At 35.0% G+C, this 21,242-nt stretch carries 16 protein-coding genes; 8 read left to right on the forward strand and 8 right to left on the reverse strand.

Annotation, left to right across the window (positions count from 1 at the left end; all coding sequences use genetic code 11):
- The first annotated feature begins 125 nt into the window (after nucleotides 1–125).
- Nucleotides 126–1,361, forward strand: coding sequence for a beta-ketoacyl-ACP synthase II (gene fabF, locus GTR01_RS07020; RefSeq protein WP_160137150.1), 1,236 nt, complete (start codon nucleotides 126–128; stop codon nucleotides 1,359–1,361).
- Nucleotides 1,362–1,834: 473 nt separating this feature from the next.
- Nucleotides 1,835–3,076 carry a beta-ketoacyl-ACP synthase II gene (gene fabF, locus GTR01_RS07025; protein WP_160137151.1) on the forward strand — a complete coding sequence of 414 codons (1,242 nt, stop codon included), beginning with the start codon at nucleotides 1,835–1,837 and terminating at the stop codon, nucleotides 3,074–3,076.
- Nucleotides 3,077–3,158: 82 nt separating this feature from the next.
- Here the strand turns inward: fabF (GTR01_RS07025) and GTR01_RS24760 are convergent, their stop codons facing one another.
- The 3 genes from GTR01_RS24760 to msrB form a co-directional block, all read right to left on the reverse strand.
- The gene (locus GTR01_RS24760) at nucleotides 3,159–3,290 is read right to left on the reverse strand and encodes a hypothetical protein (protein ID WP_262885746.1); all 132 of its coding nucleotides are present in this window, start codon (nucleotides 3,288–3,290) and stop codon (nucleotides 3,159–3,161) included.
- 392 nt (nucleotides 3,291–3,682) lie between these two features.
- The gene (locus GTR01_RS07035; protein WP_160137152.1) at nucleotides 3,683–4,441 is read right to left on the reverse strand and encodes a murein L,D-transpeptidase catalytic domain family protein; all 759 of its coding nucleotides are present in this window, start codon (nucleotides 4,439–4,441) and stop codon (nucleotides 3,683–3,685) included.
- 128 nt (nucleotides 4,442–4,569) lie between these two features.
- Nucleotides 4,570–5,097, reverse strand: coding sequence for a peptide-methionine (R)-S-oxide reductase MsrB (msrB, locus tag GTR01_RS07040; RefSeq protein WP_160137153.1), 528 nt, complete (start codon nucleotides 5,095–5,097; stop codon nucleotides 4,570–4,572).
- A gap of 106 nt (nucleotides 5,098–5,203) precedes the next feature.
- Between msrB and GTR01_RS07045 the strand changes: the two genes are divergently transcribed.
- Nucleotides 5,204–6,448, forward strand: a complete 1,245-nt coding sequence (locus tag GTR01_RS07045) for a DUF445 domain-containing protein (RefSeq protein WP_160137154.1) — start codon at nucleotides 5,204–5,206, stop codon at nucleotides 6,446–6,448.
- 16 nt (nucleotides 6,449–6,464) lie between these two features.
- Nucleotides 6,465–7,358, forward strand: a complete 894-nt coding sequence (locus tag GTR01_RS07050) for a hypothetical protein (protein ID WP_160137155.1) — start codon at nucleotides 6,465–6,467, stop codon at nucleotides 7,356–7,358.
- A gap of 93 nt (nucleotides 7,359–7,451) precedes the next feature.
- Here the strand turns inward: GTR01_RS07050 and GTR01_RS07055 are convergent, their stop codons facing one another.
- Together GTR01_RS07055 and GTR01_RS07060 are read right to left on the reverse strand one after the other, a co-directional pair.
- Complete coding sequence (locus GTR01_RS07055; protein ID WP_160137156.1) at nucleotides 7,452–8,489, reverse strand: quinone-dependent dihydroorotate dehydrogenase; 1,038 nt, start codon at nucleotides 8,487–8,489, stop codon at nucleotides 7,452–7,454.
- 159 nt (nucleotides 8,490–8,648) lie between these two features.
- Complete coding sequence (locus tag GTR01_RS07060) at nucleotides 8,649–9,344, reverse strand: pseudouridine synthase (protein ID WP_160137157.1); 696 nt, start codon at nucleotides 9,342–9,344, stop codon at nucleotides 8,649–8,651.
- A 119-nt stretch (nucleotides 9,345–9,463) separates the two neighbouring features.
- On the opposite strand from GTR01_RS07060, the gene GTR01_RS07065 reads away from it, so the two are divergent.
- From GTR01_RS07065 to GTR01_RS07080, 4 genes are all read left to right on the forward strand, one after another.
- A complete protein-coding gene (locus GTR01_RS07065) occupies nucleotides 9,464–9,913 on the forward strand; it encodes a hypothetical protein (RefSeq protein ID WP_160137158.1) in 450 nt (149 codons plus the stop codon).
- A 276-nt stretch (nucleotides 9,914–10,189) separates the two neighbouring features.
- Nucleotides 10,190–11,731 carry a glycine--tRNA ligase gene (locus GTR01_RS07070; protein WP_065395720.1) on the forward strand — a complete coding sequence of 514 codons (1,542 nt, stop codon included), beginning with the start codon at nucleotides 10,190–10,192 and terminating at the stop codon, nucleotides 11,729–11,731.
- A 120-nt stretch (nucleotides 11,732–11,851) separates the two neighbouring features.
- Entirely contained in the window at nucleotides 11,852–12,985 is a 1,134-nt protein-coding gene (locus GTR01_RS07075; RefSeq protein ID WP_160137159.1) for a serine hydrolase domain-containing protein, read from the forward strand.
- Between the two features lie 5 nt (nucleotides 12,986–12,990).
- Nucleotides 12,991–13,593: a YdeI/OmpD-associated family protein gene (locus GTR01_RS07080; protein ID WP_160137160.1), complete on the forward strand. Its 603-nt coding sequence runs from the start codon at nucleotides 12,991–12,993 to the stop codon at nucleotides 13,591–13,593.
- Between the two features lie 174 nt (nucleotides 13,594–13,767).
- On the opposite strand, the gene GTR01_RS07085 is transcribed toward GTR01_RS07080, so the two are convergent.
- The 3 genes from GTR01_RS07085 to GTR01_RS07095 are packed head-to-tail and all read right to left on the reverse strand — an operon-like array spanning nucleotide 13,768 to nucleotide 21,242.
- Nucleotides 13,768–14,088 (reverse strand): hypothetical protein, encoded by a 321-nt coding sequence (locus tag GTR01_RS07085; RefSeq protein ID WP_160137161.1) that lies wholly within the window; start codon nucleotides 14,086–14,088, stop codon nucleotides 13,768–13,770.
- Between the two features lie 6 nt (nucleotides 14,089–14,094).
- On the reverse strand, nucleotides 14,095–17,661 hold the full coding sequence (locus GTR01_RS07090) for a DUF6443 domain-containing protein (RefSeq protein WP_160137162.1): 3,567 nt from the start codon (nucleotides 17,659–17,661) through the stop codon (nucleotides 14,095–14,097).
- A gap of 59 nt (nucleotides 17,662–17,720) precedes the next feature.
- Complete coding sequence (locus GTR01_RS07095; RefSeq protein ID WP_160137163.1) at nucleotides 17,721–21,242, reverse strand: DUF5977 domain-containing protein; 3,522 nt, start codon at nucleotides 21,240–21,242, stop codon at nucleotides 17,721–17,723.

Consider the following 21,242-nt stretch of genomic DNA (forward strand, 5'->3'; position numbering starts at 1 on the left):
TTCACTGGCTCATCATAGAGCAATAAGAACCACCAAACAAAATGATAAAACACACGAAATGAAGATATCAAGCCCTTTATCTTATGGAAATTTAATTTATTTAACCCTTAAATCCCAAATTAATTATGAAAAGAGTTGTCGTTACAGGGCTAGGTGCACTCACCCCTCTGGGAAACAATGTCACAGATCTATGGCAAAATAGTATCAATGGAATCAGCGGCTCAAGATTGATTACCCATTTTAATATAGAAAATTCGAAGGTTCATTATGCCTGTGAAATCAAAAATTTTGATCCTAAAGTCTACCTGAATCATAATGAAATTAAAAGAAGTGACCTGTTCTCACAATATGCCATGTATGCTTCCTCCGAAGCTCTTCAGGATTCAGGTCTGGAATTAGAAAAAACAAATCCCTTTGACATTGGGGTGATATGGGGCACAGGGCAAGCCGGAATGTGGACTTTTGAAAATGAAGTTATGGAGTTTGCCAATGGAAATGGAACCTCGCGTTTCAACCCTTTCTTTGTTCCCAAATTTATTGCCAGTATGGCTTCAGGCATGATCTCTATGAAATATGGGCTTCAGGGAATCTGTTATTCAACCGTATCTGCATGTGCAACAGGAAATACCACCTTGATGGATGCTTTCAACTATATCCGGTTTGGTAAAGCGAAAGTAATCATCAGTGGCAGTTCTGAAGCTGCAATTACGCCTGCTTCAGTCGGTGGTTTTTCCGTGATGAAAGCCATGTCTACCAGAAATGATAAAACAGCAAGCCGCCCTTATGATGCAGAAAGAGATGGCTTTGTAATAGGAGAAGGTGCAGGAGCTCTGATATTGGAAGAATATGAACATGCTAAAGCGAGAGGAGCTAAGATTTATGCCGAATTGGCAGGAGCGGCAATGACTGCTGATGCCCACCACATGACTGCCCCTCATCCTGATGGAACTGGAGCGATAAAATCTATGGAACTTGCATTAAAAGAAGCCGGTGCCAATACAGAAGACATCGATTACCTCAATCCACATGCAACTTCTACTCCCCTTGGAGATCTTATTGAAATAAAAGCAATCAGTAGGTTATTCAAAGGCAGTAAGAATCTGGACATCAGTGCTACAAAATCAATGACCGGGCACTTATTGGGTGCTGCAGGAGCGGTGGAAGCAATTCTTTCTATTAAGACTATTGAACAGGGCGTAATCCCTCCAACGATCAACCTCCACCAAATTGATGAAAACGTTCCGAAAGATGTCAACATTGTCTTTGGAGAGGCTAAAGAAAAAGAAGTTAATTTTGCATTGAGCAATGCCTTTGGATTCGGAGGTCATAATGCGAGTGTAGTTTTCAAAAAGTTCAGCTAGTTCTGAAATAAAGATATTTAATAAAATCCCTGCGTGATTATCATTCAGGGATTTGAAAAAAAACAAATGATTGTAACCAATTTGCAGATAGATTCATAATGGTATTCTTATGTTCCCTCACAGATTTTACCTGATTCTTTTTATAATTAATGAAAGACTCTCAATAAGGATAGCTCAGAAGTGTTTCTAATAGTCGTTCAAAAAACAGAACACAAAAGGTAAATCTAAAGCCACTGCCCATGAATAAAGAGGCCGTGATAATTTTGAAAAAAATAGTATCAATATAAAATAGCTTCAAAAAGTAAAATCTTTTATTATGCGTCAAATAATATGATTGATTATTCGTCTACAGCGAAAGAAAAATGATAATATTGCAAACGGAAATTCAGATGATAAAAGAAAGAAGCAAAATACATGGATAGACCCGGTTTATCACATGAAAGTCTAATCGATTTAAAATTAGTAACTAAAGTATGAAGAGAGTTGTCATTACAGGATTAGGTGCTGTGACACCTTTGGGAAACAATGTTGAAGATTTTTGGCAAAGCAGCCTTAAAGGCATCAGCGGTGCAGGATTAATCAAGCAATTCGATACAGAAAAGTTTAAGGTACATTTTGCTTGTGAGGTAAAAGACTTTGATCCAAAGCTGCATCTTACCCACAACGAAATCAAAAGAAGTGACCTTTTTACACAATATGCAATGTACGCTTCTGCAGAAGCAATACAAGATTCAGGTTTAGATCTTGAAAATATGGATCCTTTCAACTCCGGAGTAATCTGGGGAACTGGACAAGGCGGAATGTGGACTTTTGAAAAGGAAGTAATGGATTTTGCACAGGGTGATGGTACCCCTCGCTTTAATCCCTTCTTTGTCCCTAAATTTATTGCCAATATGGCTTCAGGAATGATCTCCATGAAATATGGACTTCAGGGAATCAACTATACCACAGTATCTGCTTGTGCAACCGGAAATACAGCATTAATGGATGCTTTCAACTATATCCGTCTCGGAAAAGCAAAAGTAATCATCAGTGGCGGCTCTGAAGCGGCTATTACTCCGGCTTCAATTGGTGGATTCTCTATTATGAAAGCAATGTCTACAAGAAATGATGATTTTGCTACAGCCAGCCGCCCTTATGATGCGGAAAGAGATGGTTTTGTAATGGGTGAAGGTGCGGGAGCATTAGTTCTTGAAGAATATGAACATGCAGTAGCAAGAGGAGCAAAAATCTATGCAGAATTAGCAGGTGCCGCTATGACAGCAGATGCTTATCACATGACAGCACCTCATCCGGATGGCGTTGGGGCTATTAAAGCAATGCAATTAGCCGTAAGGGAAGCAGGTGCCAATATGGAAGATATTGATTATATCAACCCACACGCTACCTCTACTCCATTGGGAGACCTGATTGAATTAAAAGCCATTAACAATGCTTTTAAAGGAAATAAAAAGCTCGATATCAGTGCAACAAAGTCAATGACAGGGCACTTATTAGGTGCAGCAGGTGCAGTTGAAGCCATCCTTTCTATCAAGGCTATTCAGAATGGTATTATTCCTCCTACCATCAATCTTCACCGTATTGATGAAAATATTCCAAAGGATATTAATATTGTATTTGGAGAAGCTAAAGAAAAAGAGATCAATTTTGCATTGAGTAATGCTTTTGGTTTCGGAGGGCATAATGCGACTCTAGTATTCAAAAAATTCAGCTAGTTCTGAAATAAAGATAATTTTAATCCCTGTGTTTTTACATAGGGATTTTTTATTTAAATAACAGATAGGCAGACAGGATATTCTAAAGTCTCCCAGTATTATTGGGAATGAAAAAATCATCAGCATTTTCTACCATTGGAATATACAGTCTTGTCCACTCTTCACAATCAATCATATCCCAACTATGCCCCTCGCCTTCAATATCTTCTGCCAAGAGAATAACTCCTGGCTCAATTACAAATGTTGAGCCATCAGTAACCTTAAATCTAACAGTTCCTTTAATGGTAACAACATATTGTTTTCGTGGAGCAATATGGGTGTTTCTTTCCCATTCTTCCGTTTGATTACTGATCCAAAATACATGAGCATTAATGTGAGTTAAAGCAGGTATTTTTCACTCTTCAAAAGTACATGATCCGTCCGGATTACTCATTAACCTTATAGCAGGAACACATTCTGATGATACTTTGGGGGATACATCCGCATCTTGGTTATTTTTATATTCGGCATTCATAAATCCAATAATAATTCCTGTTAAGGATTAAAGTTTCTGATGATAATGTATTCAAAAATTAAAAAAGCAGTCAAATTTGACTGCTTTTTCGTTTATGCTTTTAACCATTCCGAAGAGGAAAGGTAATTCTGATCAGGATAATAGATGAATAATAAATTTCTACCTTTTATTGTATTGATCATTGATTGCGACAGTTCTCTTGGAACCGCAGGGCATCCCCAGCTTCTTCCAATCCTTTTATGCACTGCGGCAAATGCGTCACTTACATAATCTGCGCCATGCATTACGATCGCTCTTTTATAGGCAGCATCATTGAATCCTTTATCCATTCCCAATAATCTCAATGAGTACCCATTATCTCCCTGATACGTTGCATCTGTGATATAAAATCCCATGCTGCTCTGTCGCGAACTTTCCGTATTAGAAAAATTCGTAGCAAATTCTTCACCTGTATTTTTACCGTGAGCAACCAATGAGTTGAACAGTACTTTTTTGTCATTCAAATCAATCACCCAAAGTCTTTTGGTATTGGAAGACATAGAAAAATCGCAAACAGTAAGTAAATGCGATTCATCAGTAAGTAAACCTGCTTTCTTTAGATTCTCAAATCCTGTTAATGCTTTAGAGAAAACTTCATAGTTCAGCTCATGTTCAGGATCAAATTCAATTGATTTGTATAATACTTCTGATGAAGATACTGCCATGGTAGTATTCTTCTCAGATTTCGTGTCAGCTACTCTTTCCGTCTTTGTTATGTTAACGTTTTCATTCTTCACCACCGCTCTTGGAGAAATGTAGAATGAAGTCGTCACCATGTAAACAAGGCCTATTACGCCATAAAATCCTTTCATTCAATAATATATTAGTACCAAATTAGTGGGGCAAAATTATAAAAACATCACTATCAGCCACTTATAAGTCTAAAAAGTTTAACTGAATTTAAGAAACTTTAACGTCCTGATTCTGTGAAATAAAGCCATTATTTTTGCGAATCTCCAACAAATTCCAGACTGATAGAATTCATACAATATCTCAATCCTGTCGGCTTTGGCCCATCATCAAACACATGTCCTAAATGAGAGTCACATCGCTTACAAAGCACTTCTACCCTCTCCATTCCATAAGCTGTATCTCTTTTATAATAAACGCCTTCTTTATCTGCTTCAAAGAAACTTGGCCATCCACAACTGCTCGAAAATTTTGAAGTAGAACGGAATAAATGATTTCCACAAACTGCACAATAGTAGTCTCCCAACTCATCAAAGTCATTATATTTTCCGGTAAAAGCTCTTTCTGTTGCAGCTTCTCTCGCAATTGCATAAAGATCCGGAGCCAGGATTTTCTTCCATTCTTCGTTGGAAATATTCAGTTTGGTAGTATCGGTTCTTGAATAATATGGATTGTTTTTTGCTTCTTTATTTTCCATAGAAGTAATTTTAATAGGTTGCTGTTTCTGCGTACATCCATGCAGAACAATTAATATGATGGCTGAAATTAAAAACTTCATCGTAAGTTTTAACGTTTAAAGTATAATAAACCTTTTATACGTTTTGAACTAAAAAGCTTTATTAACATTCAATGGTTTCATAACCAAATTTAGTAAATTTGAGAATATGAATGACGAAGCAAAAAGAAAACAGCTTAGAAAATATAAGGCATTTGCCACAGGATTGTTTGTTCTGATGGCTCTTATTTTCATTGTGACAACTATTATGCAAAAATCCAGTTCTTCTCATTGGATCGGCTATGTACGGGCTTTTGCTGAAGCTGCTATGGTAGGTGCATTGGCAGACTGGTTTGCGGTTACTGCTTTATTCCGTCATCCGCTAGGCCTTCCCATTCCACATACTAACCTGATTGAAAACAGTAAACAAAAATTGGGTGATAACCTGGGAAGTTTCGTGGTGAGTAATTTTCTATCTCCTCAGAATATTCGTCCTTATATTCAAAGAATTAAGGTTTCAAATTTTGTGGGTGAATGGCTTGGAAAAGAGAAAAACCAGGATATTCTGATCAAAAATCTTTCGGATATTGTTCTTGATATTCTCAATAAACTTGATGATTCTACTGTGAGTCAATTTATCAGTAAAAAAGTGTCAGAAATGACGGATGATATCAAGCTTAACAAAGTGGTAGGCAGCGGAATCAATTATATTCTGGAAAAGAACGATCATCAAAGGATCATTACCAATCTTTCAAAGCAAATTAAAGACTATATCATTCAAAATGATGAAATGATAAAAGACAGGGTAAAAAAAGGAAGCTATTCTTTTATTCCATCTTTTGTGGATAATAAAATTGCTGACAAAATTGCTGATGGATTATCTGATTTTTTCAAAGAGATAGAGGAAAATCCCAATCATGAAGTAAGAACATTGATCACTCAAAAAATTCATGAATTCTCAGTTGATCTTAAAGAAGATCCGAAATGGGATGAAGAATTTAAAACCATTAAAAACGGACTTCTTAAAAATGATAAGCTGGATGAATATTCTAATGATATATGGGTTTCTATCAAAAAAACATTGATGAAAGAACTCCAGGAAGATCATTCCGCTTTGAAAAATTATCTTTCCAAAAACCTGAATGAGTTTTCACAGAACTTAAAAACAGATGAAAATCTTCAAAATAAAATTGATTACTGGGTTCGGGCAACTGCTTATAAATATATCCTGAAAAACACTCATCAATTTGGCAACCTCATCAGTACTACTGTCGGGAACTGGCAGGGTAAGGAATTAAGTGAAAAGCTGGAACTGGAAGTAGGAAAAGATCTTCAGTTTATCCGTGTGAACGGAACTTTGGTGGGAGGTCTTGTAGGGCTTATTATCTATACGATTGCCCATTTCTTCATTTAATAAAGGTAATATAACCATGAAAAAACTTCTTATTTTTCTCTTTCTGACCTTTTTCCTTTCTGGAAAGAGCCAAAAAGTTGAATTAAAAGCAGTCACAGATTCTTCTCAGATCTTCAAGGGAGAAATTGCGGGTGTTCCTATTACCTTACAGCTTCATTATGCTGGTATTCCGGATTGTAGCTTATATCAGTATTTTGTAGATGGCTGGTATTATTACGATAAATATCAGAAGAAAATCCTATTAACAGGGCTTTATGATTATGGTAAACTGTTTCTGTATAATTTCGGAACAAAACAAAAACAAAATTCTAAACGGCTTAGAGAGCTGATCAATTCACCCCAGGATGTCGAAAAGGTCGTTGAAATTGCCCAAAGCCTTGCTCCTAAAGAATCTATTCTATTTGGTCAAAATCAGACCAGAGAAAATCCTATTACAGGAAGCTTTTATATGGAAAATAAGGATAACCCTCAGTCTGCAAAGCTGTTTACTGCTAATGATATGATCTACCGCTACAACAATTATATTATTTTACCTAACCATAAAAGAATAAATACCTTCGATATCATTAACCAATATGGAGGTAATGAACTTATTTCTTATATATCTGAGGAAAAGGGAAACCGGGTTTTACTGTATTTCGATCATACCTCAAACCTTAATGCCTGTGGAAGATGTGGTGCCAGCGAAGGTGAAAAAGGGTACAGAGTTCTGTACTTTACCAAAGACTGGAATTATAAACACTATGAAGAATTCCTTACTGAAAGCTGCCTGGAAAATATTTATGATACGACCAAGAGAACATCAAAGGACGGCAAAACGATAATGTATAAAATCGGTAAATCGGATTCTTCGCCAGCTTATACTCTAACGATCGATATTAAAAATGCAGCTGTAAAAAAGTTAAAATAAAGGTTTTTATGTGAATTACAGCTGATAGCATTCATGAAAGTTCAAACATTTATCGCTAAAACAAAAAAAAGAGACCAGATGGTCTCTTTATATCTATCTTGGCAATCTGCTTGCTCTTTTTAAAATCTCTTTATTGATTTCGTTAATCAATTCCGGGCCTTCATAAATAAATCCGGTGTATAATTGAACCAAACTCGCTCCTGCATCTAATTTTTCAATCGCATCTTTTGCGGAGTGAATTCCTCCTACTCCAATGATTGGAAATGCCCTGTTGCTTTTATCCGAAAGATATTTAATCATTTTTGTACTTCTCTCATGGATAGGTTTACCACTTAAACCTCCGTTTCCAATTTGCTCTAAAGCTTCAGGGGAAGTCTTTAATCCTTCTCTGTTGACAGAGGTATTGGAAACAATTACTCCATCTATTTTTGTTTCTGCAATCAGATCTACAATTTCGTCTAGTTGAGTATGATTAAGATCTGGCGCAATTTTAAGTAATATTGGTTTACGTACAGATTTTGACTGATTGATTTTCTTTACTTCTGTAATCAGCTCACGAAGATATTCTACGTCTTCCAGTTTGGCGTGGCTTCCTACATTCGGACAGCTTACATTCAGTACAAAATAATCTACGTGTGGATGAAGCCCTTCAAAACAGTCCAGATAATCCTGAGTATAGTTTTCGGGTTGAGTATCTGTATTTTTTCCTATGTTTCCACCGATGATGATTTTTCCTTTGTTTGATTTCAGTTTTTCGATCGCAGCCTGTAGACCATCATTATTGAATCCCATTCTATTGATAATTCCACCATCTTCAATAAGACGGAATAATCTTTTCTTAGGATTTCCTGCCTGAGCTCTTGGGGTTACCGTTCCAATTTCTACAAATCCGAAACCAAGGTCTCCCAGCTCGTTGAACAAAACAGCGTTTTTATCAAAACCGGCAGCCAGTCCTACAGGATTTTTAAATTTCAATCCGAAAACTTCTCTTTCCAGACGTTTGTCTTCAATAGGTTTTGGGAAAAATAATTTAGTGAAGAATCCAAAATTCTTTAGCATCGAAAAAGTAAAGTGATGCACTTCTTCGGGATCAAATTTGAAAAGAATCGGACGAATGAGCGATTTGTACATTGAAAAAAAGTTTTACAAAATTACTCATTTTAAAATTAATGGTTGATTAACCTATGATATTTTATCAAATTGTTTAATCTATAGCATCTATAAAAGACGAAAACAATTGGTTAATCTTGATATCCTTGTCAAGGATTAGCTTCCTCCTTTGGTTATCCATTAAGAATATGCACTCAAATCAAAATTCAAAAGATCCCCTACTCTTTTAAACTCTTGATCTACCTTAGCATTCAGGACTATGTTTTCGTTGGTAACAGGATGATTGAAAATTAATTGATGGGCATGAAGCGTCATTTTGTTGATTCCAAATGTTTGGAGCCACAGCTTATTTTGTTTATTGCAACCATGTTTACGACAGCCTAAAATAGGATGCAAAATATGTTTAAAGTGTTTTCTTAATTGATGAAATCTCCCCGTTTCAGGAATGGCTTCTACTAAACAGTATCTTGAAGTCGGATGTTTTAAAAAGGGTAAATCTATTTCTGAAGTCTGCAAACGACGATAGTATGTCACTGCATTTTGTGTGACTTCATTTTCATTAACCAGATCATAATCGATGGTTTCTTCCTCTTTCGCCCAGCCTCGTAGAATGGCAATATATTTTTTTTCAACTTCTCTGGTTGCAAAACGCTCGCTCATGATTCTAAGCGTATCTTTATCTAAGGTAAACAATAAAACCCCTGACGTTTTTCTGTCTAAACGATGTACAGGATACACTTTTTGCCCAATCTGATTTCTCAATTCCTGGATCGCATAAGTATCTGCTTCACCCGCATAAAAGGATTTATGAACCAATAATCCACTGGGTTTGTTGATAGCAATAATATGCTCGTCACGATAAAGAATTTCTAACATGAGGCAAAAGTAGAGATTTTTGGAAAGAAAAAACATTATCAATTTTAACTATTTGAGATCAAGTTTCTTCTTATTCACTACAGAAAAAATGATTAGGTTTGTATTAACAAGCATTTATTATGAGAAAACTATTATTTCTTTTTATTATGACTTATAGTTTTTCACTATTTGGACAAAATAGTGAAAATACGGTAGTTCACCCCCCGCCAGGACAAGGAGACATTAACAAACAACCGGAGAAAGATAAAATTTATTCTAAAGTTGATAAAAAAATAGAGTTTAATCCTAAAAACCTATCTCAATCCTTTGATTATTCTGTTATAGACACTGAGCATAAACCAAGTGAAAACACTTTTGTTGTCTCTTTTGTTTCAGAAGTTCATAAAAAGATATCAAATCTAAAAATAGAAACAGGCAAAAATCAAGATATAACCGCAGAATTAATGAGAATGTTATCACGTTATAACTTTTATCCTGCCAGTGTAAATGGTTGGTTTGTTCGAAGCTATTGCAAATTGAAATTTATCTTTGACTATGATAATAATTCAATGGAAATAATTGTTTTATAAAATTGATGGTATTCTAAACAGGTTTTTGAAACCCGTTAGGTCTGTAGATGCACAGAAGTTAATAGCCCTGATTGAGCGGTATGTCTGAGCTCTTTTGTGAGTTTCGGCGGCGGCTTTGCCGCCGCCGAAACTCACAAAAAGCGAGTAGCGAAAGCAGGTTCCCGGCTCCTGAAAACGAAAATCAAACTATTTAATGGATTATTAATAGCTTTTTTTGCTGAATCTCATGATTTTGGATCCAATTTGCTATTTTTGCACATCAGACGTAAAAAAATTATGGCAAAGCAAGAAGATGTTTTCAAGAAAGTAATTTCTCACGCTAAAGAATATGGGTTTATTTTCCCTTCGAGTGAGATCTATGATGGTTTATCCGCTGTTTATGATTATGGGCAGAACGGGGCTGAACTTAAAAATAATATCAAACAATACTGGTGGAAAGCTATGGTACAGCTTAACGAAAATATTGTGGGTATTGATTCAGCGATCCTTATGCACCCAACAACATGGAAGGCATCAGGCCACGTAGACGCTTTCAACGATCCATTGATTGATAATAAGGATTCTAAGAAACGTTTCAGAGCAGACGTTTTGGTAGAAGACTATTGTGCTAAAATTGAAGATAAAGAGAATAAAGAAATCGAAAAAGCAGCGAAGAGGTTCGGAGAAGCTTTCGATAAAGACCAGTTTGTTGCTACGAATCCAAAAATTTTGGAATACAGAGCGAAAAGAGAGGCTATTCTTTCAAGATTGGCAAAGTCTTTAGAAAATGAAGATCTTGCTGATGTAAAGGCTTTAATTGAAGAACTTGAAATTGCTGACCCTGACACAGGTTCTAAAAACTGGACAGAAGTAAGACAGTTCAACTTAATGTTCGGAACTAAATTAGGAGCTTCTGCAGACAGTGCTATGGATCTTTACCTAAGACCGGAAACGGCTCAGGGTATTTTTGTGAACTATTTAAATGTTCAGAAAACTTCACGTCACAGACTTCCTTTCGGTATTGCACAAATCGGTAAGGCGTTCAGAAATGAGATTGTTGCAAGACAGTTTATCTTCAGAATGCGTGAATTCGAACAAATGGAAATGCAGTTCTTTGTAGCTCCGGGTACAGAACTTGAATTCTACGAACAATGGAAACAAAAGCGTCTAAACTGGCACTTAGCATTAGGATTAGGGAATGACAATTACAGATTCCATGATCATGAGAAATTAGCTCACTATGCGAATGCTGCTGCTGATATTGAATTCAACTTCCCGTTTGGTTTCAAAGAATTGGAAGGAATTCACTCAAGAACTGATTTTGACCTTAAGGCTCACGAAAAGTTCTCTGGAAGAAAACTTCAGTTCTTCGATCCTGAAAGAAATGAAAACTATGTTCCTTATGTAGTGGAAACTTCTGTAGGTTTAGACAGATTATTCTTATCTATCTTCTCACACTGCTTAAAAGACGAAGTTTTGGAAGACGGTTCAGAAAGAACAGTTTTATCTTTACCTCCGGCATTAGCCCCAATTAAAGCAGCGATCCTTCCATTGATGAAGAAAGATGGCTTAGCAGAATATGCTGAGAAGATCTTCAACGATCTGAAGTATGATTTCAACTTATTCTACGAAGAAAAAGATGCGATCGGAAAACGTTACAGAAGACAAGATGCCATTGGTACTCCTTACTGTATCACTGTAGATCACGATTCATTGACGGATCATACAGTAACCATCAGAGACAGAGACACCATGCAGCAGGAAAGAGTTCCGGTTTCAGAGTTGAGAAGAATCATTGATGAGAAAACCAACTTCAGAAATTTACTTTCTAAAATATAAAATAAAAGCCTTGATTAAGTCAAGGCTTTTTTGTTTTTATACAATCTCTCTTATTTCATTTTATATTGTGTGTTTCTGTCTAAAATTATTTTAAATTTGTTAAAGACCGAATACCAAAAAATGAGAATATTAAAGTACATGATAGGTGGAGCAGCAGCCGGAGCCGCAGCGGCTTACCTTTTTGGATATGATTATTTATTCAGTGGAATTTCCAAGACTTATCTTAAAGGGAAATCAAGTGCCTTTATTGATGATGGAAACCTGTTCCCCAGCAATCCTATTATGACAGAGTCTCCAAAACGATGGGAAGAAGACTCCGAATACAATACAAAAGAACTACCTAAAGTTTTAGTTGATGATTTAAAACATTCTAAAACAGCAGCATTTGTAGTCATAAGAGAGGGTAAAATTCTTCATGAACAATATTGGGATGGATACAATCAGCTTTCACAAACCAATTCCTTTTCCATGGCAAAGGCTGTTACGGTGATGCTTTTGGGAAAGGCTCTGGAAGAAAGACTTATTAGCTCAATTGATGAAAAGCTTTCTGATTTTTATGCTGAGTTTAAAGAGAAAGCTTTTGGAAATGAAGTAACTCTTAAAAATCTGGCTCAAATGGAATCGGGTCTCGACTGGGATGAAAACTATAATAATCCATTTCTTCCCAATGCCAAAGCCTATTATGGAAAAAGCCTTGTAAAAGCTGTATTCTCGAGAAAATTTAAAGAAAAACCAGGAACAAAATTTGAATACCAAAGTGGCTCAACACAGCTACTTGGTTTTGCTCTGAAAAAAGCGTTGAAAAAGCCATTAGCGACTTATCTTTCTGAAAAATTCTGGATTCCACTGGGAATGGAACAAGACGCGAAATGGAGCACAGATGATCATGGTATAGAAAAAACCTATTGCTGTATTCATTCTAATGCAAGAGACTTCGCTAAACTTGGGCAGTTATTTCTAAATGATGGTAAATTTGGGAACCAACAGATTCTTAACACAGATTTTATTGAGCGGATGAGAACTCCTACAGAAAAGTCTGAAAACATTTATGGAATGGGACTTTGGATCAACCATGATAATCCTATTAAACACTATTATTTCCTAGGACTTCAGGGACAATATATCATTATGGTTCCGGAACACAATATCGTCATTGTAAAGACCGGAAGCTACGCCAACAATCCTAAAAATGACAGAGGGAGACCCGATCAGGTGAAGTTCCTGGTCAATGAGGTTGTGCAGTTATTTCAATAAAAAGTATGGAAAAATACAGTTCAAAAATAGACACTTATATCGAAAAGTCTCAGGATTTTGCAAAACCAATTCTGAACTATATCCGCGAAACGGTTCATGAATACTGTCCTGACGCAGAAGAAACCATGAAATGGAGTTTTCCACATTTTATTTACAAGGGCAAAAATCTCTGCGCTATGGCTTCCTTCAAGCAACACTGTACGTTCGGATTCTGGCTGGAAAAGGAAATGAAAACCATGCATGAAATCACCCAGGATATTGAGAAGAACTCCATGTTCAGCCTGGGAAAGATTACAAAATTGGAAGATCTTCCCTCAAAACCTCAGCTGAAAAAGGCTATTAAAGAAGCCATGGAGCTCACGGATATGGGCGTTACTATGAAAAAAGCAGCTCCCTCCAAAACAGAAATAGAAATTCCTGATTATTTTCAGTCTGCCTTAGATGCACACAAAAAAGCTTTAGAAGTTTTCCAGAAAGCCTCCCCATCATTCAGAAAAGAATACATCACATGGATTACTGAAGCTAAGACTGAAGCTACCAGAAATAAAAGAATGGAACAAGCTTTGGAATGGATTGGAGAAGGCAAAGGAAGAAACTGGAAGTATTAAAGAAAATGATCTAAATTATTCTTTAATCCGGAACTTAAAAACATTACCCATTATAGAAAAATTAAAGCCCCAAAATTGGGGCTTTATTAGTTATGATATGATAAAAGTTGTTTTTATCCATTAGCAGTCATATCCATCTCTTTGTTCAAATTTGTTGGCATTTCACCATATAATTTAAAAATAAAAATGAATACTTGTTTTATAAGTTATCGCTAATTCGAACATTTTAATTAGATCTGCCACTCCGTTAGAAGTTTTTTGTAGTTCAACATAAGCGTTCAAAATATCATTTAAATCAGTAATATGTTCATCTTCAAAATCATCAATATTACTATTTGTTATTTCATTGATTAATGAGAAAACTCCTTCCTCCCATAATTTTTCAAATTCTTCATCTGTTAAATTCAATTCTACAACTTGTTCGGGGGTTGCAGTATCATAATCTAGTGCAATTTCAGCTTCTTTATCCTTTGGAACAATTATTAATTTTGACATATTTAATTAATCTATATTATTAAAATGAGTTACTTGATTATATTCACTTTGACTTCTTCCTACTGTTCTTCCTCCTTCTATTTTATTATTGGGTATATTTCCTTCCATATCTAAATAATTTCTCTTACCTGATAGATTTGTGTTCTCAACTCTAAAATAGTTTCCATTATTGTCATAGACTACCTGTATTCCCGATTCAGAATTAGTATAAATTGTTTTTCCTTTTGCATTTGTAACCCCTTTTGCTTCAGGAGCAAATTGTTGAATTGCTTCTGATAAACTAGCACTTTCCCACTGAGAAGAATATTGTGCTGCTCTTTGCGCTCCTCCACCTCCTGAAACTTTACTCATTTGCGATCTCGAAAGTCGAGATCCTTCTAAAGAAGCAGTACCTGTTTCAGTTGTGGCCACTTTTCCTCCTACTTTATGGGTAACTACCACAGCTGCAACCATCACAGTTGCAGATCCTATAGCTTCAGGATTTCCCTTTAGCACACCCTTTCCTGTATGAATAATTGTTTTTGCCCCAGATACTTCAGCTGCTATACTACCAATTTGTTTACCTGCTCCTGCTAATCCTCCTTTTTGATAAGCTTTATAGGTCTTAAATACATTTACAGTTCCTTCAAGTACACCATTAATAGGGTTTGCCGATTGTATACCTCCTACAACTAGTCCTTTTGTAGCATTCCAAGCTCCTCTACCAAAAGCTTTTACATCATTCCAACTGCAACATCTTTTTGCCTCCCTGCCATCAGGGTCAATAAACATAATAGGATTATCATAAGCATACGTATAAGGATTCCATCTTCTGGAAGTTTCCGCTAGTGGATCAATTACCCCCCATCTACCTAAATCAGGCATATACATCCTTGCTCCATAATCATACATTCCTGTTTCCTGGAGCTCTTTGCTATTATATTTATAATTGTAGTTTATACCATACTCTCCCAATAATGAACTACCTCCATTATACCCTTCATGTTTTAATCCAAATGGATAATAGTTTGTTTCTTCAATAAGGTGTCTTCCTCCACCTTTTCCTGCTTTCAAACTATATCTGGTATTTCCCAGATGATCTTTCAGGTTATAGAAATACTCACCTCTTTCAAAGTTATAAAATCCTTCGGATGTTGGATAGAATTTAAGAATATATCCACTATCATAGCTATTTTGAGCTGTATTCATTTTGCTATACTGCCTTTCATACTGAAATCCGTCAAGATAATCAGTTTCTGAGAACTGCTGACCATAAGGACTGATCTCATCGACTCTTTTTGCATATTTTACTCCATCAGCCCTGTATTTATATGAATGCAGCTTTCCTTCATTCATAGATGGAGTAAAGCCTTTAACGACTGCATCAACAGTAGTTGGTAAATCTAAAAAATTGTACTTAATATTTTTTATCTTTTTATCCAAATGGTTTGTCATATTACCATTCGCATCATAACCTATAATATTTCCTCCTGCTGGATACCCTGAAGGATTCATCCTATTGTCGGTTATTTTAATAAGCTTATTTGAACTATCCTGCTTTTCATATTCATATACCAATTCATCAATCTGCATGGGTGTATTCTGTCCTGCAGGTGGATTTGTAAACCTGTTTAGCGTCTTAATATTCCCATTAAGATCATACGTTAATGTTTCATCATAAAAATGATTATGAGTATTGGATGCTAAATCTGGAGTAAGATAAATTCCCTGGGTAAGCCTATTCAGACCATCATATTTATAATCGTATCTTCTATAAATACCATCCCCTAAAGCTGTTTTCCAGTCTACTTCAGAAATATTACCATTATAAACAGGATTTCCATAAGTAGGATCTTCAGGGTTCTGATACTTAATTTTCATTCCAAAAATCTTGTATCCTAAATTGGAAGGGTCATTAATGGAGGTCATCCAACCTTGAATATTATACCCATAATCTATAGATTGCAGAGCATTTCCGTCGTCATCTTTACCAATTTTTTTATTGACTAATTGCCCTTGCTCATTATAGCTGTTAATGCTTAGTGGCTCTTCCTGAGTATTATTAACTTTATGACTATGAGAAATTAATCTATTCTGATGATCATATTGAAATTTTTCTACTATTTTAACTTCTGAATCATTCAATGTCCTTTTATGGAACGTATGGGATTCTTTAACAACACCAGCAAAATCTAATAATGATTCCGTTCTCGTTTGCCCTCCTAAATAATTAATAGAATAAGTTGCTATATTTCGACCTTTTTGGTCATACCAATTATATTTTTTTGTCCAGTTATCATCTTCTATATTCTTCACATAGGAAGCCACCAATAGGTCTTTGGTATTTTTCTCTCCTTGGATATCTTTTAAAACAAGCTGCTCCGTATTGATGATATAAGATGGAGCTGTAACTCCTATAGGCAGAGATGGATAAGTGTCATAATATTTTACACTTAAAATAGTCATGCTTCCCGTTGGAAAAGCATTTTTAGTGTAATAAACATCCATCCCATTTAACGTAAAAGGAGTAGTACTTCTTGATTCGTTATTTCCAGGATTTGCAGTCATATTGTTGATAGCTGTCTGCATGGCAGCCCTCGTAGCTGAATTAGCAAAAAATCCTGTATATACAACTCTTCCAAACTGATCATACTTGGTAAACAACCAGCCTTTTTTTGTAAAATTATTGGTTGTACTTCCTAACACAGCATCTTGAGTTAATATAACCCTATCCTGTTTATCATATACCATTAATTCCCAGCCTTTACCTGGTAATTTCTTCTCTACCAACCTGCCCTTTCCGTCATAACGATACTGGTAGTAAAGATTCTCTACTGTTACAGATTCTACTGTAGGAGCAGATGCTAAAGGAGGGATTACAAATGCCAATTGGTCATATTCATTATAAACATAATAGGTATCGGCATTTTCAGAGGCATTTAAAACTTTTCTCGATAACAAGAGCTGCCCTTCTCCATTTTTAAATTCAATGGTTTTATTCCCGTCTTCATCAGTAATGGTATTCTTGTACAACTGTGAAGCCTGAAAATATTGAAGAAGCTGTACAGAAGTTTGGGTTCTTCCATCAATCCATGTTGTAGAAGTTTCATATTTTCTTACATAGTCCTCCCAAATATTGGTATTATAGTCATATTTTACTGGTTTATTACTCCAGTCATTTCCAATTTTGATTTGCTGTTGAATTCTATCAAATGGAGACGCTTCTATAACCTTTTCTGAAAATATTTTTTCTCCCCCATAAATTGCTGAAGCATTTCCCAGTGGAGAAGTGTAAATAGCACCATCCTGAGTCTGAGATTGGGGAACAGGTAGAAAGTCTTTTACCAATCTCCCAAATTGATCATATTCAATATGAGAAACCACATCTTTACCTTGTGGTGAAGATTTTACAGTGATTATCTGTTTTGGCCTCCCCAATCCATCAAAATATTCAACATTTCGCAATTGTTTTGCATCGGATTTTGTAGTGGTTACAGGCTCAAGATAAGTTCTGGTTTGTTTATAAGTTTCTGTATTAGTTTGCGCACAGTATATTCCTGATATGAATAACCCAACGATTAGAGCTCTTATCATCAATTAATTACTTTTTTTTGTTTTTAATTTTAAACATTCTCATTATAGATAAATCTTAATTATTCGAAAGGAATTTTAAAAGATAAAGTGACACCTTCATTAGGTGTAACATTCTTAAATATCCCCCACCAACTAGCATAAATATCTCCATTACTATCTATAGATATCAACCAGTCCCCATCTCTATAAGATTTGAAAGTCCTAGGTTTACAGATTCCTTTAATTTGTCCAATTTTTTGATTCCCTTGACCAATAGCTCCCCAATTATGATTTGTGGTATTAAAGCGTATCAAACCTACATAGCTATCATAATTATTATAATATACTCTATTAAAAAAATAAGAAGAATTATCATAAAAACGAGAGTCTGTCGAAATAGTACAATCGTAAGGTTTGTTTGTACAAGCTCCATAGGTATCCGCTGCTTTTTGCCCCCATTCATTAATATCCTTCTCAGCCAATGGTTCAACCTCTCCTTGTTTGAAAGAAATATAACTTCCTTGTGGAACAATATAATTGTAAGGGATCGCATCCTGATAAAATTTACAGTTATTTCCTACAAACGTTTTACTCCTCTCTGCATTAAAATATTTTAAAGATTCTTTATAATTATAATTATATTCCTTAAGAATATTTTTATCCTCATTGAGAATTCGGGAAGGTCTGGATAAAGTATCATATTCATAAGATTCTTTGATTCCGGAAGGCTGAATAACAGTCTTTATACCAACCAGTGGATCATAGACATACCCGGTAATTTTAAAATCTTTGAGTGCAGGATTATTTTTAAATTCATTAAGTGCAGAAGCAAAGCTTTCTTCAGAATAAATATCTTTATCCAGATTTGATTTTTTTACAATATCCAATTGAAGATAAGAATCCATAGAACTGGGATCCAGATTAAACGCTGTCATTACCTGGCTATAGGTAGCACCCACAACTTCAACAATAGGCAACGTTTGATGATAACCATACAATACAGTTGTTGGAATACTATTACCACCTTTAGACTGTAAAAGATTCCCTACCTTATCATAAAGCTCATAACTCATTTTATCTTCAACTTCCGCTGATGAAGGATTATCAGAAGAAAAATTGGAATTCAACAATGATTTACGGATCTTTCCAATTTTCAAGAGATTATATGAAAAAGCATCCTTTATATACTGATATTCCATAAGCTCAGTTTTTCCTTTAGTATTCGTTTCTATTTCAATAACAGGATTTACCAGATGATTATCTGTCATATATTTATAAGTAGAAAATTTTCCTCCAACCAAATCATTATCTGCAGGGCAATTCCCCGAAGAACAGCTATTTCTTACCAGATCATGGGCATACAATAATTTGGAAATCTTTTTTTCTCCATTAGCAGATGTGTTCGTGGTAACATCCCATGGAGTAGGAAGATATTCCGTTGTTTCTATAGCATAAGGATGCCAGTATTTACTTAAAGTATTATACTTGATATATTTTTTTGTTTCTAAAAAGCTAGGGGAATTAGGATTTACTAATTCTATGGTTCTTATGGAAGATGGTAAATAAGGAATAACTGGCTGGTATTGATAAAACCCATAATAATCACGGTGTCCATTATAGGCTTGCCAAATACGGTTGTCTGACTCAATATAAAATCTATCATCACTAATTCTACAATCATTACAATTTTCTGAGTATTGTTTTATAGGATTGGCATTATTCAAAAAATTAGTATACTTAATATATTGAGTAAAAACAGGAACATTATTAGCATCATAGCTCACCTTCTTATAAAGCTTTCCTCTCTCATGGTTTTTATTCACCATCATTGGGATCCAAGCTTTATAAATATCTGTAGGTGTATTGTAATATACCTTAGTGGCTATTGAATCGGGGTTAGTAATGATATCTGTAAAATAATATTCATTTTTTTCTTTTCCTTCAATTTCTTCTGTAACCTTACTATACCTAATTTCGGAATCGTATCCACCTCTATTTCCGGTAGTTGTATATGCCACATTATCCTGCAGCCATCCACCACTTGTCGAGAACTTAGAACTAATTGGATTGAATGTTGAGATTCCAGACGATTTTCCATCATCATTTTTATAAGAATACTTAGTTATTTGTGGCTGTGCACTAGTATTATCAAAAGTTGTTATTTTTTTTATCCTACGACCAGCCTTTCTTTCGACATTCTTCAAGATATTCTGTGCACCATAGTTCCCATAAATAAAATCATTACTTTTTGAAATATCACCATCTTCATACTCAAATTCTTTTCTTCCTCCGGCAGGATATCGAATACTTGTAATTCCCCCCCAGCCATATTCAAAACCATACTCTTCACCATTATTCGTTATAAATACAGGAGTTAGTGATCTTTTATTATAATTAAATTCTATATTTCTGATTACTTTATTGTTTTTATCTTTCAGGAGTAACTTTTTAACCCTTCCTACCGTGTGATATGAATTGGGGGTCTTCTGTCTTTCATGGAAGAACTTTAGTGCGTCGTAATCAATTCTATCATGAAAAAGGGACAATGTTCCATAGTCCGAAATCTTTATAGAATCCAGTATGGCTAGCTTCTGAAAAATTTCAGTAGTAGATCTATCAGCAAAAATTGGCTGCTGTCCGGCAACATTTGTTGACATACTATTAAACTCTCCTGACAAATCCATATCCATATACAGGTTATTACTTTTTAATATATTTACATCTGGCATTGCTGTTGGATAATCTGCGTTTATATATTCTAATCCGTTAGTAAATGGATCTAAAATAGACTTATTACCATTAGCATAAAATGCTTCCAGAACTCTTCCATTAGAAAGCTTTACTTTTTTAAGATAAAATGCTGAAATATAATTTACACGTTTATTAGTATAATAGTCCTCCGTTTGAGTATAAGATCCATTATCATACGAGTAAGAGTAAGTGTGCTTAGTTTTTCCATAATACACATCCGTTGAGTTAAAATCCCCCCCGAAATAATATTCATTTCCTTTATCATCTTTTATAAGTATTTCTGGAAACTCCATGAGGGGCTCGGTAGCATTAAAACATTTTTGTCCATTATATGTTACTTGAAAATTTCCATTTTCGGAATACACTAAAAACTTCCCTGTATTATCGTAAACAAAATATCCATTATATCCTAAAAAGTCAAAATAGAAAGTATTAGGCTCATAAGCATCTTGTATATTAACATTAGGATTATCTAAAATTTCCTTTTTTGATAGTAGAATTTTGGGATCTTTAACTAAACAATTATAAACAGTAGATGCTACAGCTCCTTCTTTTATAGACTTGTATGCTGGTGAATGAAGTGAACCTGGCTTTTTATAGGCTATTGTAATTTTACCAAACACATTTAATCTCCATCCTCCTCTCTCATAGTCATAGCTACCATTTAAAGATGTTTCACCTAAATTGACATTATACATAGGGATAGATAAATTAATTCTACCAATATTAAGGTCATTAGAAATGTTAGTTTTCCAAGCAATACCATAATCCTCAGGTATTTTTCCTTGTCCTTTAGAAAATTGGCAAATCATCAATAAGACAATAAGCAATTGTATTTCAAATCTCTTCAT

Origin of the sequence: Chryseobacterium sp. c4a, assembly GCF_009900745.1 — a bacterium.
In the GTDB taxonomy this organism is placed as follows: Bacteria; Bacteroidota; Bacteroidia; order Flavobacteriales; family Weeksellaceae; genus Chryseobacterium.

What these genes read in the sequence shown, in the direction of transcription:
- fabF (WP_160137150.1), top strand. Translation starts at nt 126, where the DNA reads ATGAAAAGAGTTGTCGTTACAGGGCTAGGTGCACTCACCCCTCTGGGA.
- fabF (WP_160137151.1), top strand. Translation starts at nt 1,835, where the DNA reads ATGAAGAGAGTTGTCATTACAGGATTAGGTGCTGTGACACCTTTGGGA.
- GTR01_RS07035 (WP_160137152.1), bottom strand. Translation starts at nt 4,441, where the DNA reads ATGAAAGGATTTTATGGCGTAATAGGCCTTGTTTACATGGTGACGACT.
- msrB (WP_160137153.1), bottom strand. Translation starts at nt 5,097, where the DNA reads ATGAAGTTTTTAATTTCAGCCATCATATTAATTGTTCTGCATGGATGT.
- GTR01_RS07045 (WP_160137154.1), top strand. Translation starts at nt 5,204, where the DNA reads ATGAATGACGAAGCAAAAAGAAAACAGCTTAGAAAATATAAGGCATTT.
- GTR01_RS07050 (WP_160137155.1), top strand. Translation starts at nt 6,465, where the DNA reads ATGAAAAAACTTCTTATTTTTCTCTTTCTGACCTTTTTCCTTTCTGGA.
- GTR01_RS07055 (WP_160137156.1), bottom strand. Translation starts at nt 8,489, where the DNA reads ATGTACAAATCGCTCATTCGTCCGATTCTTTTCAAATTTGATCCCGAA.
- GTR01_RS07060 (WP_160137157.1), bottom strand. Translation starts at nt 9,344, where the DNA reads ATGTTAGAAATTCTTTATCGTGACGAGCATATTATTGCTATCAACAAA.
- GTR01_RS07065 (WP_160137158.1), top strand. Translation starts at nt 9,464, where the DNA reads ATGAGAAAACTATTATTTCTTTTTATTATGACTTATAGTTTTTCACTA.
- GTR01_RS07070 (WP_065395720.1), top strand. Translation starts at nt 10,190, where the DNA reads ATGGCAAAGCAAGAAGATGTTTTCAAGAAAGTAATTTCTCACGCTAAA.
- GTR01_RS07075 (WP_160137159.1), top strand. Translation starts at nt 11,852, where the DNA reads ATGAGAATATTAAAGTACATGATAGGTGGAGCAGCAGCCGGAGCCGCA.
- GTR01_RS07080 (WP_160137160.1), top strand. Translation starts at nt 12,991, where the DNA reads ATGGAAAAATACAGTTCAAAAATAGACACTTATATCGAAAAGTCTCAG.
- GTR01_RS07085 (WP_160137161.1), bottom strand. Translation starts at nt 14,088, where the DNA reads ATGTCAAAATTAATAATTGTTCCAAAGGATAAAGAAGCTGAAATTGCA.
- GTR01_RS07090 (WP_160137162.1), bottom strand. Translation starts at nt 17,661, where the DNA reads ATGATAAGAGCTCTAATCGTTGGGTTATTCATATCAGGAATATACTGT.
- GTR01_RS07095 (WP_160137163.1), bottom strand. Translation starts at nt 21,242, where the DNA reads ATGAAGAGATTTGAAATACAATTGCTTATTGTCTTATTGATGATTTGC.